The sequence below is a fragment of the Photobacterium sp. DNB23_23_1 genome, assembly GCF_052873815.1.
Window position 1 is genome coordinate 14,641 of sequence record NZ_JBNNXT010000018.1, and the last position, 14,790, is coordinate 29,430.

General features: G+C 43.7%; 10 protein-coding genes. 2 read left to right on the forward strand and 8 right to left on the reverse strand.

Translation table 11 applies throughout. From position 1 onward, the window contains the following. The first annotated feature begins 8 nt into the window (after positions 1–8). Positions 9–1,409, forward strand: a complete 1,401-nt coding sequence (eat, locus tag ACVA53_RS12970) for an ethanolamine permease (protein ID WP_255043936.1) — start codon at positions 9–11, stop codon at positions 1,407–1,409. 152 nt (positions 1,410–1,561) lie between these two features. Here eat and ACVA53_RS12975 read toward each other — a convergent pair whose 3' ends face one another. The 8 genes from ACVA53_RS12975 to ACVA53_RS13010 form a co-directional block, all read right to left on the reverse strand. Then, complete coding sequence (locus ACVA53_RS12975; protein WP_255043937.1) at positions 1,562–3,418, reverse strand: LamG-like jellyroll fold domain-containing protein; 1,857 nt, start codon at positions 3,416–3,418, stop codon at positions 1,562–1,564. Between the two features lie 150 nt (positions 3,419–3,568). After that, positions 3,569–4,297 carry a twin-arginine translocase subunit TatC gene (gene tatC / locus ACVA53_RS12980; protein WP_446505316.1) on the reverse strand — a complete coding sequence of 243 codons (729 nt, stop codon included), beginning with the start codon at positions 4,295–4,297 and terminating at the stop codon, positions 3,569–3,571. Then, positions 4,294–4,620 carry a Sec-independent protein translocase protein TatB gene (gene tatB / locus ACVA53_RS12985; RefSeq protein WP_446505317.1) on the reverse strand — a complete coding sequence of 109 codons (327 nt, stop codon included), beginning with the start codon at positions 4,618–4,620 and terminating at the stop codon, positions 4,294–4,296. The genes tatC and tatB overlap by 4 nt, the downstream gene beginning before the upstream one ends. After that, on the reverse strand, positions 4,613–4,834 hold the full coding sequence (gene tatA / locus ACVA53_RS12990) for a twin-arginine translocase TatA/TatE family subunit (protein ID WP_446505318.1): 222 nt from the start codon (positions 4,832–4,834) through the stop codon (positions 4,613–4,615). The genes tatB and tatA overlap by 8 nt, the downstream gene beginning before the upstream one ends. A gap of 431 nt (positions 4,835–5,265) precedes the next feature. Then, complete coding sequence (locus tag ACVA53_RS12995) at positions 5,266–8,355, reverse strand: efflux RND transporter permease subunit (RefSeq protein ID WP_446505319.1); 3,090 nt, start codon at positions 8,353–8,355, stop codon at positions 5,266–5,268. Beyond that, positions 8,355–9,473 carry an efflux RND transporter periplasmic adaptor subunit gene (locus ACVA53_RS13000; protein WP_255043941.1) on the reverse strand — a complete coding sequence of 373 codons (1,119 nt, stop codon included), beginning with the start codon at positions 9,471–9,473 and terminating at the stop codon, positions 8,355–8,357. The genes ACVA53_RS12995 and ACVA53_RS13000 overlap by 1 nt, the downstream gene beginning before the upstream one ends. Before the next feature lie 434 nt (positions 9,474–9,907). After that, a complete protein-coding gene (locus ACVA53_RS13005; protein WP_446505320.1) occupies positions 9,908–10,723 on the reverse strand; it encodes a phosphate ABC transporter substrate-binding protein in 816 nt (271 codons plus the stop codon). Positions 10,724–11,906: 1,183 nt separating this feature from the next. Beyond that, on the reverse strand, positions 11,907–12,932 hold the full coding sequence (locus ACVA53_RS13010) for a hypothetical protein (RefSeq protein WP_446505321.1): 1,026 nt from the start codon (positions 12,930–12,932) through the stop codon (positions 11,907–11,909). A 447-nt stretch (positions 12,933–13,379) separates the two neighbouring features. On the opposite strand from ACVA53_RS13010, the gene lpdA reads away from it, so the two are divergent. Then, positions 13,380–14,789 carry a dihydrolipoyl dehydrogenase gene (gene lpdA, locus ACVA53_RS13015; RefSeq protein WP_255043944.1) on the forward strand — a complete coding sequence of 470 codons (1,410 nt, stop codon included), beginning with the start codon at positions 13,380–13,382 and terminating at the stop codon, positions 14,787–14,789. The last annotated feature ends 1 nt before the right edge of the window (position 14,790 follow it).

Sequence of the window (14,790 nt, forward strand, 5' to 3'; positions counted from 1 at the left end):
GATCTACTATGTCTAAACATCATGAATACCTGTCAAAAAGGCAGTTGAAAAGAGGCACCGCAGGTTGGGTTTTACTGGCTGGATTAGGTGTTTCCTACGTGATTTCCGGCGACTTTGCTGGTTGGAACTTTGGCATTGCCCAAGCGGGCTGGGCTGGTTTCTTGCTAGCTGCGGTCGCGATGGCGGTGATGTATTTTACCTTGGTGCTCTCATTGGCCGAAATGTCAGCTGCTATTCCAGCGGCGGGGGGCGGTTACAGTTTTGCTCGCCAAGCAATGGGTCCAACGGGAGGCTTTATAACGGGGTTAGCGGTATTGATTGAGTACGCACTGGCACCAGCCGCCATCGTTATCTTTATTGGCTCCGCGGTAAATGAACTGATTGGTATTGATGGCCCTCTTGTTTACGCACTTTTTTATGCTGCCTTTATCGCCATTCACTTAGCCGGTGTTGGTGAAGCTCTCAAGGTGATGATGGTCATTAGCGGCCTTGCCGTTTTAGCGATTCTGATGACAGCAGGCGTGCTCGTCGGACATTTTGATACCACTAACCTCTTCGACATTGCACCAGCAACGGCGCAAGCCACCGAAATGCTGCCTTTTGGCTGGTATGGCGTATGGGCTGCACTACCATTTGCGATGTGGCTCTTTTTAGCGGTTGAGGGCGTCCCACTTGCAGCCGAAGAAGCGAAAAACCCAGCAAAAGATGTACCTAAAGGTATCATTGGCGCGATGTTATTCTTGTTAGTGACCGCAACATTAGTGGTGTTCTTACTTGCCGGTGCGGTAGGGTCTGAAGCGATTGGTGCTAGCGCGGTGCCATTAGTGGATGCTCTAAAACTGACTGGAAACCCAATGATTGCAACGATGGTGAATGTGTTGGGGTTAGCTGGGTTAATCGCATCTTTCTTCTCCATTATTTATGGTTATAGCCGCTTGGTCTTTGCGCTTTCCCGTGCGGGGTATTTGCCGCAAAGTCTATCTTTAACCAGCAAGAAGAAAGTGCCTTCACGTGCATTGATTGTCCCTGGTGTCTTTGGCTTCGTGGTTTCATTGACGGGGGAAGGGGACTTAATTTTGGCGATGGCGGTCGTCGGTGCCACAGTATCGTACGCGCTGATGTCACTGAGTCACATTATGCTGCGAATTAAACAACCAGAGTTAGAGCGACCATATAAGACTCCCGGTGGCATGTTTACGTCAGGTATTTCATTAGTCCTGTCTCTTATTGCGATGACTGGAGTGTATGCATTTGACCCATCTGCCTTTTTCATGACGATGGGACTCTTTTTGATTGGTGGCGTGTATTACGGTCTGTATAGCCGTAATAAGCTGGTAGCAAGCAGCGCGGAAGAAGAGTTTGCGATGTTGTCACTTGCAGAGCAAGATCTCAACGCGAATACAAACTAATCCTTTAGCAAGATGATAAGAACCAGAGTAACCGTTTATACGTTACTTTGGTTCTTCGTTTTAAATGGAACAACGGGTCGCAGGTATGAATAGTATGCCTTTCTATAAAAAAGGCCTAACGAAAAGTTAGGCCTATGATTTAAAGAAAGTAATTAAGCTGTTAACCACTCTGATTCGTCAAGAGGGCGGTCAACAATACGGACCTCACTTATGTAGCCGATGAGTGGGCTAGAAATACGGCCATCCCAATGAGAAGCACCAATCGTCCAGTTAAAGCCATTCACAATCGCAAGACCATCTAGGTTGCAATTTGTCTGGTTACGCATAGTAAGGGCGCCATCGACAAACATTTCAGTGATCATGTAACCCGTTGACTCCTCAAGACGGTTAACCACGGCAATGTGGTGCCAACTGTCGGTGCCAAGATCCCACGACCATGAACGGTGAATGTTGCCGCTATCATGTGACAAACTTTCAAATTGCATTTCACGCAGCGTTGAAGTCGCAAGAACCATAGCTGCATCTTCACCATTACCGTTAATTTCCAACTCTTCTGCTGCTTGTGTACGAGATATTTGATGACACAGAATCCCCCCCCAGCCAGCTTGATTGGAGTTCCAACCATTTGGTAGTTTAATGAAGGTTTCAATGGTGAAACCGTCACCTTTAAAATCAGAATCGCTTAAGGTAACCCCTGATGTTTCTAAGTATACGCCTTCATCTGTTCGCTTATCACCAAGGAATAACATCGAGCCTGATGCAAATCCTTGGCCCGGGTTATCGTCCGTCATATCGAAGTAGCGGGAGTTAGATCCTATATTTCCAGAGAATCCTTTCATTACCAGATGGTTTCCTAGTCCACTAAGGTCTTGAAAAAGAATTTCCTCAGCTGCACTTTCACGAACAATCATACGATCTTTATCAAGAATCCAATGTGCTCGAGTACCTTCAATCCCACCCGGCCCAGCGTTGATGTTATTTGAGTTGTTTAGATCATTAAAACGCTCTTTGAAATTCATTGGGAAGTCGAAGTGGTTTATGGCATCCGTCAAATTCAATTGGTCTTGTGGGTCAATCGGCATACCAGCGGCCATCTTTTCCATAACGTATGGAGAGAAAGAACGCATAACCATTTTATTGTTTTTATAATCAAAGCCGACTGTACGCAACAGGCCGTTTCCACCCCAGAACATTGCCTGATAATCGACAACAGCCATTAATACCTCACGGCCGAACTTGTTGTACGCGACTAAGCTTGATGCACCGTGATGGTGCCCATTCAACGTAAGGAAAATCTGGTCGTTGTTGTAAATTAGATCAGTAAAGAATTCAACACCTTGGTTTGTTACTAGTGGACTTTCACCATCACCTGCAATGTTAATCAACTGGTGAGTTGAAAGGATGGTTGGAATAGTTGCATGTCGGTCAAGAACTTCTTGTGCCCAAGCGATACTTTGTTCGGAAGGGCGCCAGTCCATCGCAAGTGACAAGAACTCTTGGCCATTTGGTGCTTGGAAGATATGGTAACTGTTAAAGCCAGTTGGGCAACGGCCCATGAAAGTAGGGTCTTGCTGCATACGGCTTTCTGGGAACCAAGTGAAGTATGGTTCCTCAGCTAAATTACGTTCGGTATCTTTATTTTGGTTGAGCAGATCATGGTTGCCACAAAGAATCGAATATGGAGTGTTCCCTGTTTCGAGGAGAGACATTGCATAATCAGCCGCAACCCATTCTTCTGTAATACGGCGATCCTCAACAATATCGCCTAAGTGGATTGTAAATGGTATTTTTTCATTCTCCCAGTTCTCAGCAATCCACCTTGTTTGAGCATTGTAGCGCTCAGGACTGTTCTCTGAATACTTTTGGGTATCAGGTAAAACGGCAAGTTTAAAATCAACGTTAGTTGAAGAGCCTGAATTATCGCTCGAAGAATCAGAATTGCAACCTGTTAAATACGCCGCAGCCATAGTTGCCGTTGCACCTTTAAGAAAAATACGTCTAGTAATCATATTGTAAACCAAATTATGTAGTGATTTTTATAAATGCTATCTTGATGTTTTAATGCGAATTAAATTTATATAAATGCAATAAAGATAGGTATGGAAACTCATTTTTAATTATGTTTTGTTGCTTTTCATTAAATTAGTAACATGAATGAATTACTTGTTGCTGTAAAACTTGCTAAAAAACAGCCCTAGTTCAAATAACAATATCATAGGTATTGCTAATAATGTTTGAGATATTATATCTGGCGGAGTTAATATCATGCCTATAACAAATACGCCGACAATTACATAAGACCGCTTCTCTCGCAGCTGGCTAGGAGTTATTACGTTAGTCCAACATAGTAAAATGGTAACAACTGGAATTTCAAAAGCTAGACCAAACCCGAGAAATATTTTAAGAACAAAACTTAGGTAACTACTGATATCTGTAGCAATAACCACACCCTCAGGAGAAACACTAGAGAAAAAACTAAATACTAATGGGAACACCAAAAAATAAGCAAACCCTACACCAATATAAAATAAAAGGGCAGAAGCTATAATAAGTGGTATGACTCTTTTTCTTGCTTTTCTATAGAGACCAGGGGCTAATAAAAAACAAACCTGAAATAAAATCGCTGGCATAGAAACAAAAAAAGCGACTATCAAGGTTAATTTCAGTGGTGCAAAGAATGGCGATACAACATCGGTTGCGATCATACTTGCATCATCGGGCAACACTCTGATCAATGGAGATGATACAATTTCATATATATCATTCGAAAAACAAACCAAGCATAAAAAGGTAGTCAAAACAATTATTACAATACGTAATATTCTTACTTTTAGTTCTTGAATCCGTGATAGTATTGGGGATTCATCGACTGTGTTTTTTGGGTTCATACCGCTTTACTGCTTTGATCTTTTATAACGTTGGTATTTTTTATTGTTAATTCTTGTGTGCTTTTTTCTATATCAGATATGCACTCTTTGATATCATCAGGTATTTGTTCAAAATCAATTGACTTTATTTTGTCAACACCCTGTTGAAGCTCTTTTATTCTCAGTTCTTTGTTTAATTCGTCATTTAAAGAGTTGGCCATTGATTTTAGATTTGAAATGGTGTTTACAACCGTGTCTATTGCTTTAGGTAGTTTTTCAGGACCAAGAACAATCAAGCCTAAAACACCAATAAGAATAACCTCCCAAAAACCAAAATCAAACATCGATCGATTTAACCCTCGCTGTCATGTTGTTTTCTAATGCATCATCTATTTGTTCATCTTTTGTTTTTTTAGTGGAGTCTTCGATATTTGTTTCTTTTCTGAAATCACGAATAGCAGTACCTAAATCGCCACCTATTCCACGTAGTTTCTTAGTACCAAATAATAATGCAATGATTAATGCAACAATTAATAGTTGCCATACACTAATTCCCATAACTCACCTCTCGATTAACTGAGCACAGTATATTGAACAATTGTTTAATTAATATTACGGTGGGAATTAAAATTTCATCGCCTAGCTGGTAAATTTAATTATTTTAAGAAACCTCATTTTATTAATTGTTTGTAATGTTTACTGCGTGCTTATTGTTGATTTTCTTTGTGTTGTTGCTATCAATATGTGACTAACTCGGTTGAAAATAATAAGGTGAAACCAACCTAACCCCCCGAATTACACTTCTAGCAACATTATTGTATTTCTAATAGGCTGATGAGAATGTAAGCAATTAACGGTGTCAGCTAGAGTGGCATCATTTGATGAGGGAGGTGATAATCTCGTATATCGTGTTTCTTCCTGCCTGAAAAGTAATAAGCTTTGTATTCCAACGAAAGAGGCCTGCAAAGTGCAGGCCTTTTGGTGATTTGTTAAATGGTTAGTTTGCCAGTGCTTGACGGTTGCGGTGCCAGATGGTCAGTTTGCTTTAGCTTTGCCATTGCCACATAGGCGACAGGTACCACGAACAGCGAGAAAAAAGTACCGGCAACCAGACCGCCAACGAGCACCAAGCCGATATTTACCCGACCCAGTGAGCCCGGCCCAGAGGCAAATGCCAGCGGCAGCGAACCGAGGATCATCGTCAGTGAGGTCATCAGTATTGGCCTCAGGCGAGAGCGGGCACTTTCCAGTGCAGCAGTAATCGCTGTGGCGCCATGTCGGCGTTGTTCGTTGGCGAATTCAACCAGCAAGATGCCGTGTTTAGTCACCAATCCGACTAATGTCAGCAATCCTATTTTCGAGTAGATATTTAGGCTCTGATCAAATAGCGACAGCGTCAATAGAGCACCAACAATACATAACGGTACCGTTAACATAATGACCAGCGGATCGATAAAACTTTCAAATTGTGCTGCCAAAATGAGGTACACAAATACCAAGGCCAGCAGGAAAAGCAATTGTGTCCCGGATTGAGAATCATCCAGCAATTTTATTGTTCCGTTGAAGGCATAGCCTTGTGCATTGCTCAAAACGGAAGGTATTTCCTGATCGACGTAGGCTTTGATATCACTGGCAGTGTAGCCCGGCATTAAATCCGCGGTGATCACTGTACTGTCTTTACCCATATAGGTTTTAAAGCTTGATTCCGCAGTGGTTTGCTTGATTTTGACAAACTGGGACAACGGCAAACTTTGTCCTGATTTTGAACTGACATAAAGTTTATCGAGTACATTGAAGCTACCCAAATCCAGGCGGTTAACCTGCACCTGAATAGGGTAGGTGAACCCGTCATCGGCTTGCAAATCGGCGGCTTTGACCGATCCCATGAACGTAGATAGGGCATCAGTGACGTCGCTGTAGCTCACTCCAGATAAAATAATGGCGTTTCTGTCGATTTCCAGATCATAAGTGAGCTGATCGCGAAGGGTTGAGTTCTTCACATTGGTGACCCCTGGGTATTGCTCAAGCAGGGTGGTGACCTGTTCAGCAGTCATGGCCAAGGCATCGGTATTTCGGTCTACGGTCGTCAGCTCAAGTACCAAGTTCGTCGCAATACCAAGGTTATCGGCAGAGCGGACGGCAAATGACATATCATAGGCTGAGACGGTTCGGTTAGCTTTCTCATTGAGTGCCGCGACCACCTGATCTGCGGTTTGCTGGCGTTCACCCCATGGTTTGAGCAATACATGGTTGGTTGGCGTCCCTTCAATATATGACAGGTTTGCTTCGATGGCGCGTTGCCCTGCCATCACACTGTTTAGCTCATTATTATGAGACTGGTGATATTGGCGGCCGACGCCAGTTGGAGCGGTTGACGTCACCTCAATAAAGCCGGAGTCCTCGGTTGGCAGTAGAACCTGCGGTATGTTGACAAAGGCAAACCCCGATAGCAGCAGTAGAAGACAAGACAAACCGGCCATGACCGCTTTACGATTCATCCACTTAGCAAGTTCAAGGGTATATCTATCGGCCAGACGGTTAAGCTGGAGGTCAATGTGGGCAAACCACTTTGGGTGCTGGCTGATTGGTTTGATTAGGTAGGCACTCATCATCGGCGAGAGGGTAAGGGCAACCATGCCGGAAATGATCACTGCCGCTGCGAGGGTAAAAGCAAATTGACGAAAAAGATCGGCGGTTAAACCAGACATCAGGCCAATTGGTAGATAGACAACGGCAAGGGTGAGTGTCATTGCTATAACCGGGAAGACGATTTCCTTGCTGCCTTTCAGTGCTGCATTTAAAGGTCTTTCTCCTTGTTCAATATGTCGATAGCAGTTTTCGACCACCACGATAGCGTCATCAACCACCAGTCCAATGGCTAAAATAATGGCGAGGATGGTTAACACATTGATACTGAAGCCGAGCAATGCCATGACCGAGAACACACCGATGGCACAAACCGGTATGGTAATGATAGGAACAGAGGCGACACGAAAAGAGCCGAGGAACAGCATCACCACGATAGACACCAAGACAACTGCTTCGACCAGCGTCACAAAGCCTTCGTCTATGGCTGACTGGATGAAGTCGGCTTGGTTGTAAACCATCTTCATTTCAATACCATCAGGAAGATTGTCCTGCATCGACTCAATGGCTGCTTTTACGCGCTCGGCGACAACAACCGGGTTTTCGGTTTTCAGCGGTAGGACTTGTAGTGACATGGCTTGGTTGCCATTAACCGTTAGACTACTTGGAGTCAGGCTCTCTTCACCCATGACCACATCAGCAATGTCCTTGACTCGGATTATTTGGCCGCTTTGAACTCGGATCACCAACTCCTGGACATCTTTTAACGAGGTTACCTGGCTGACAGGGTTGATGGAAAAGTCCCGCGCTTCGCCTTTGATGGTGCCAGCTGTGAAGGTACTGTTGTAGGTACTTAAGGTACCGACAACATCAGCAGTCTTGATATTCAGTGCCTTCATTCGTTCAGGTTTCAGCCATACCCTAACGGCTTTGGAAGAGCCTCCGTATGGTCCCCAAACACTACCGACACCTTGGATATGACGAAACTGGGGGACAAGTTGCTGGCTGATGATGTCATACATTTCCTGCTGTTCAAGCCCCCCTGTATTGACGAAAGTGATGACATTACTGGTGGTACTGGTATCTGACGAGTTGTCCGTTACTGTCGGTTTGTCAGTCATGCTCGGTGGGAAATCGGTAACCGCTTCGACGCTGCTGCGCAGTTTGTTCATCAGGTTAGTGTATTCAACATCATCGACATCGTCGCTGAAGTTGATTTTTAGGGTACAGCTGCCCTCGACACAGTCGGTTGTCATGGTATCGACACTGTCCAGACCGGTCGCTGCATCGATCAGCTTGTCGGCAACATTGCGTGACATAAACTCGGCACTGGCACCGGTGATATTGGCACTGACTGTCGCAGTTGCTGTTTGATGCTCAGGAAAATACTGGATAGACAGTTTCTGGAATGACAAGATCCCCAGTAACACGACAGCAATGCTGAGTACCGACGCTAAAACAGGGTGGCGAATACAAACCTCAGGCAAGCGCATTATCCTGCCTCCTTGTTGTTAGTCTGTTCTGAGCCTGTTTCTATCGATCTTGTTTCTTTAGATATTGGCTGTCCAGAAGGCTGAGATGATAGAATATTGACCGTATTGCCATCATTTAATTTCTGTTGCCCTGTGGTGACAATCTGTTCGCCTTTTTTCAGCCCGCTTTTAATGATGACATAACCATCATTGGTATTGGCGCCTAATTCAACCTGGCGGCGTTGTGGTTTGTTGCCTTCAACAACCCAAAGATAGCGTTGTTCGTTGTTGGCCAAAATGGCGTTTTGTGGCACGACAAGTTGAGGTTTCCCTCTTTGCAGTTGCTGGCTGACGTTGGCAAACATGCCCGGTGCCAGTATCTGCTCTTGATTGTCTATGGTGGCATGAACTTCAACTCGGCCTGAGTTCTCATCGACAGCAGGCGCAATATAGTTCACTTCACCCGTGAACGACTGGTTGGGAAATGCCGAGACGCTAACCGCCACGGTTTGACCAATCTGAGCAGTACCAAGATCTTCCTGGCTGATGGCATAAGTGACATTAACTGGGTCTAACTTGTAGAGGCTCACCAGTGCCGTTGAGGCATCGATATGGCTGCCAATGGAGTGGCTAAAGATTGTTAGCCTGCCATCAAATGGAGCAACAATGGTGTAGTCTTTGAGGGTTGCTTCTTGCTGACGGAAGTCAGCCGCCGCAAGATTTACCTGTTCTTGAAGCTCATCGACATCTTGCGGCGATAGGGCGTCAGGTTGCTTGGCAAGTAGATCACGGGTTCGTTGGAGTTTGGTTTTTGCCAAATTGAGGGTGCTGCGAGCTTTGTCCAAGTCCGCTTTGGCTTTGGTGCTATCGAGTTCGGCAATGACATCGCCTTTGTTAACGGCATCCCCGTCATTGAAGGCGATCTTTTCAATTTTAGCCCCGGCACTGAATGTAAGGTTAGCATTATCAAGTGCGGTGATTTTTCCCACTTCCTCGATTTTTTGCACGATACTTCGGGTGGACACAGGCTCCACGGTAACTGGAATCGGTAAGAGTTCAACATCATTAGCCATCACGAATGTTGGTGTTAGGCAAAGGAGAGTATAGACAATTGTTTTGTAGGTTGAATATCTGTTCATAGGAGAATCTTTTTGCGAAATACAGACGAATTTTACAATTATGTGTCAAGGGACTGTCAGGAAAGTGTAAATTTGTGTTGCGAAGCGTAATGATGTGTATGCTCACTGTCTTTCTTGCAATGTCGAGTGGGGCGGTGATATAGCCCAAAGTGTCTCAATCGTTGCTTAACTCTTCCGAATTGTATTTATCAGCATGATCGTCTTCTCATTTTACCCACAGCTAAAACGTGTCTATTAAGTCGGTGGCTGTTCAGAATAAGCTCTTGAGAGATCTTTCTTTGAAAAAGAGGTTTTTTGTCGATAGCGTATAAAACAATGGAGGGTTAAATCGTTGATATTTAGGCACAATAACAGTGAGAGTTAACGCTGAACTAAACAAAGGCCCCCTGAGAAGGGGGCTTATACAAAAACACTTTCTTTCGACGGTGGATTATTTACTTAATGGAAATATAACCGCCTTTGGCAACAATCTTTTGTGCTTCAGAAGTGAACATCCAATCCAGGAATTTTTGTGTGCGTGTATTTGGCGTACCTTTGTAAAGTACTTGGAACGGACGTGCGACTTTGTAAGAGCCATTCTTTACGTTCTCAACAGTAGCAGCGGTGCCATTAACTTGTACTGGTGTTACTGATGAATCAACACTACCTAATGAGATGTAGCTGATTGCAAATGGGTTTTGAGCAGCCATTGTTTTAGAGTGACCATTGCCATTTGTAACTTGTGCATGCTGAGTAATCGCTGTTACTTTTATGCCATTTAATTCCTTAGTCAGCATCATGATTTCTTCAAATGCTCCACGTGTGCCTGATGCTGTATCGCGAGTAACCGGTACTATAGGTTTATCAGCGCCACCAACTTCTTTCCAGTTTTTTATTTCGCCTGCATAGATATCATGGATTTGCTGTGCAGTTAGCGATTTAACGCTGTTTGATGGGTTAACAACAACCGCAATACCATCACGTGCAATTACTTTATTGTGCAAATCGGATTCTTCTTCAGAAGAGGCAAGTTCACGAGAAGCCATACCAATGTCTGCAGATTGGTTTTTTGCAGCACGAATCCCTGCGGATGAGCCAGGTCCTTGCACTTCGATAAATACTTCAGGATGTGTTTTTTGGTAAGTCTCACCAAATACTTCCATAAGTGGCATTACGGAGCTAGAACCAACTACAGATATGTTGTCTTGTGCGAATGCAGAATTGGTGAATGCTACGACAGTTAGAGCTGCAACTAAAAAAGTATTTTTCATTTCAATCATCCATTAAGTGTAATTAAATATTTCTTGTGGGGGATGTTACCTACACTTATATTTCAAAATGATGTCAGTGAAAGCGAGTTGAAGTTTATATTGATCTTAATCAAAATAGCAAGGGTAAAGTTTGGTACTAACTTATAATCAAGGCTTATTTTTAAAAACTTATTTTTTATTATGATGATAAAAATTAAATATCAATAATTGAATATCCACTAACTCTCTGAGTTGTTTTGCAAATTGTACAGCGTGACATAGCTGATGCCTTTTACTTTCGGTTCTAATAGATTTTGAAAAAAGTCTAAGCATAAATGTTGAGAGAGGGGGCAGCCTGTGGTACCGTTTGCGAGCCACTGAAGGCTCTATATCGAACTAACGAGGTAATAACACTATTCATAAAAACGCCCCTGTAATGACAGGGGTGAGTAATAACCAGAAAAGAGCGGAAAGGGCATAGATGCCGCAATAAAAGTTTTCTTCATAGTTATTGTATTTTTTGTCGTTCAGAGCTAATTGAGTGATATAGGTTAAATAAAATTTCTGCTTCCATTTTTTGGTTTCAGCTTTTTATGATCATTCTCTAATTAATGTCTAGGGCATGATTGAATTTTTAATATGGTGATGAGAAGTGATCGTTTTCTTGGATGGGCGTACAAGCGAAAGCGGAGTAGCCCTACGTATTAGGTAAGAACAATTTCGAGAGTCAGGAGTCGTCGTACAAATAGTAATTATTATTTCGATTTGTGATTTTCACAAAGTAAATTGGCGGCTATTCAGTGAACGTTTATACGGTAATATGTACGTAGCCCTGCACATTAAGAGCCCCTTGAGCTAAGAAACTTTTATCTAAAGTGAGAATCTTTCGATCGCGAGAACGTCGGTTTGCGATAAATACCACCTCACAATTGATAAAAGTAACAATGACAATTTACTCAAAGTATTCCAGAGCGAGGGTTTATATTTTGGTGTTACTTTCTGAGTCGAGAATATATGAAGGAGTGATATTCATCTACATTTTCCACTTTATGCGTCAGCTCCTATCAAATTATTGCTGGTTCAAATAGTTATGACGTGTACGAAATTCCCTCCCCCCGGACTCGTTTTGCTAACGAGCATATATGTTCGCTATTAATTCTGCATAACAGGTTGACCTTTTGTTATTTAGCTAACCGAGCAAAGGTTAACGGTTTCCATTACGTAAACGCGACAGGCGGCTTTGTTCTTTAACGTCATATTTACCGGATAGAAAATCTTTGAGGTAGTGATAGTTCAATAGGTGGCCAGTACCTTTCTTTACATAGATTCTCCCATTCGTGTTACTTACACCATTGAGCACACCAATCATTGCGACGTAATCTTCGTCATTAGCAAAATGCTCTGTGAAAGGGAGCGAAAAGTGCACTGCACCTTGCTCAAACGAAGGATAGTCATCGTGTGCTGAGGCAAACGTATATATCTCAAGATGGTTGAGTAATGGGTCTCTTGGGTGTTCTTGAAGCAATCTTCCTACCACGTTGGAGATAATGATCCCGCCTTGGGAGTGAACAAGGATCACTATTTTATGGGACTGGTTACTGTTAACCGGGGTATATGCCAACTGGGTTTTGAGGCATTGTAACTCTCCCCAAAGAAGATCCTTCGTAGTTCGAGCGATGTTCGTATACTGGTCTAGATCCCTTCCTTTAATCGCTTCGGCCAAATCTGCGATCATGCCATTAGTAGGATTGTGGAGAGGCGTGATGGGACGCCCGAAAACCTTACTGAGCATACGAGAATTAATGATGGCCATGTCAGTACTAGTACAAATTCCGTTGATGAAAAACCATTTTTCGTTAGGTGTTGGATTTGTGGGATGCATGGATTGAGTCGGTAATCGTTTTATGGTGTTTTCTTTTTTAAGGGGAGTGAGATCAAATGGGATTTTTTCGAGTGTCTTGATGTAGCTTTCAGTGCTGTCGTAATACTTCCGGTTTAGTTCGCTGTCTTCACCCTTAAAGGTTTCGAGTGGGTTGTCGCCCAGTACCTTTGGCAGTGCGTCGATGTCTTTTAGGCCGATAAATATTGTTGTAATGAGCTTTTTGATCCGTAAGGTATCGAAGAAGTTATCTATAGTGGATTCAATCCTTTCTAGGCCCTTCCACCAAAAGTAGGTGGCGACTTTGCTTGCTAAACCCGAGGAGCTAATATCTTTTTCAATATCTTCCATGGTCGTTCTCCTTCCAGTAGTGAGTACGCAATATGATAAGCATCTGTGCTCACATAAATAATGATATGGTAGCTTCTGTTGTTGGTCAAAAAATAAGTAGTTATGGCCGTTCAAAATATGAAAAACATAATAAAGCAAAGAAGGGACGTCATCCTAACGTGGGTTGATAATGCCAGAACCTGGTTTTCTATATACCAACAAACGAAAAGCGTTCGTCTCATTGAGTACTATTGTTGCCTCAATGAGAGATATTTTGTATTTTAAGTTTATGAATTTATTGAGCTGGTAGACATACTGACGGTGAATTTTCGATAGAAAGTGAACCAGCATCGGATATTCCAATTTTGCGGTTTAAATTTGCATCTTTCTGGGATAGATCTACCAGTGGCACGTTATGTTGCCTGTGTTTGGAACTTAAGTATTTAGCTTGGCAGAGAAGGAATTTTAATGACGGAATCTATCAACGTAGATGTTGTTGTACTCGGTGGTGGACCTGGTGGGTATACAGCCGCTTTTAGAGCGGCCGATCTTGGATTGTCAGTATGTCTTGTTGAAAAACGTGACACACTGGGTGGCGTTTGTGTCAATGTAGGCTGCATTCCTTCAAAGACCCTGCTTCATGCCGCATCGCTCATTGAGCATGCCAAACATGGAGCGAGTATGGGTATTTCGTTTACTGAGCCTAATATCGATATTGACGCATTACGAGCCCATAAAGAGGGAACAATTTCCAACCTTACCCAAGGTATCGCCAATTTAAGTAAAGCGAGAAAAGTTGTTCGCGTGCAAGGAGCAGGGCTATTTATTGGCGAGCATACACTTTCGGTGAAAGGCGATGTTGAGCAACATGTAAACTTCAAGCACGCCATTATTGCGACGGGCTCCCATTCAGTTAAATTACCGATAGCGCCAGATGACTCAAGAGTATGGGATTCGACTGACGCACTGTCTTTGCAATGTGTTCCAGAGACGATGCTGATCGTTGGTGGCGGGATCATCGGATTAGAAATGGCGCAGGTATACTCGGCGCTAGGCACGGAGATAACGATTGTCGAGGCACAAGAGCAAATTATCCCTGCCGCCGATAAAGACATCGTCCAACCGCTTGTGAAAGCGACCAAAAAGACGTACCAACTGCTGACGAAAACCAAAGTGGCCAATATGGAGGCGCAGCCTGAAGGCATTGCTGTTTCCTTTGAAGGTAAGAAAGCCCCAGAGCATGCTGTTTTTGATGCGGTATTAGTTGCCGTTGGTCGTCGCCCGAATACAACCGGTATTGGCTTGGAAGACATCGGTGTTGCCGTCAATGAGCAAGGGCTTGTTGAAGTTAATGACCGCATGCAAACCTCAGTACCTCATATTTTCGCGATTGGCGATATTGTTAAGGGGCCAATGCTCGCACATAAGGCGACCCACGAAGGTAAGGTTGCCTCGGAAGTGATTGCCGGATTGGATGCAACATTTCATCCTGCTGCAATCCCATCGGTTGCTTACACCAGCCCTGAAGTCGCTTGGGTCGGTTTAACCGAGAAAGAAGCCAAGCAGCAGGGTATTGATTACAGCACGGGTAAAGTACCGTGGCTTGTCAGTGGCCGTGCACAAAGTGTTGGCGCAACCAATGGCGTTACTAAAGCGCTGTTTGATAAAGAATCTGGTGCGCTACTTGGGGCCGGTATTTGCGGTGAGAATGCGGGGGAACTTATTCACGAAGCGGCTGCAGCCCTTGAACTGGGCGGTACGGCTAAAGACATCGCCCATACCGTGCATGCACACCCAACATTGGCCGAAACCTTTGCCTTTGCGGCAGAAGTCGTTGAAGGGTCGATGACGGATATGCTGCCTAGTAGAAGACGCTAGG